Here is a 538-nt window from a genome sequence, read left to right as displayed (position 1 = left end):
ATTTTTTAAGTCTTTCTAAGTAATATCTACTTTAGTTATATTAACTTCTTCGCTTGTTTCACTATCACATAAAACGCGTTTGGCGTTGTATGGTTAAGCCTCACGGGTAATTAGTACAAGTTAGCTTAATGGCTCACACCACTTCCACATCTTGCCTATCAACGTTGTAGTCTTCAACGGCCCTTCAGAGACTTTAAAAGTCTAGTGAGAACTCATCTCGAGGCCTGCTTCGCGCTTAGATGCTTTCAGCGCTTATCAGTTCCGAACGTAGCTACCGGGCAATGCCATTGGCATGACAACCCGAACACCAGCGGTTCGTTCACTCCGGTCCTCTCGTACTAGGAGCAACCCCTCTCACTTCTCAAACGCCCACGGCAGATAGGGACCGAACTGTCTCACGACGTTCTAAACCCAGCTCGCGTACCACTTTAAATGGCGAACAGCCATACCCTTGGGACCGACTTCAGCCCCAGGATGTGATGAGCCGACATCGAGGTGCCAAACACCGCCGTCGATATGAACTCTTGGGCGGTATCAG

At 48.5% G+C, this 538-nt stretch carries 1 rRNA gene; it reads right to left on the bottom strand.

Features of this window, described 5'->3' with window-relative positions:
- Nucleotides 1–89: 89 nt before the first annotated feature.
- A 23S ribosomal RNA gene (locus GQR53_RS20535) occupies nt 90–538 on the bottom strand; the annotation flags it as partial.

The sequence above is a fragment of the Pseudoalteromonas sp. Z9A6 genome, from assembly GCF_011378805.1.
In the GTDB taxonomy this organism is placed as follows: Bacteria; Pseudomonadota; Gammaproteobacteria; order Enterobacterales; family Alteromonadaceae; genus Pseudoalteromonas; species Pseudoalteromonas distincta.
Note: the sequence above shows the minus strand (reverse complement) of the source record. Positions and strands in the feature narration are given on the sequence as shown.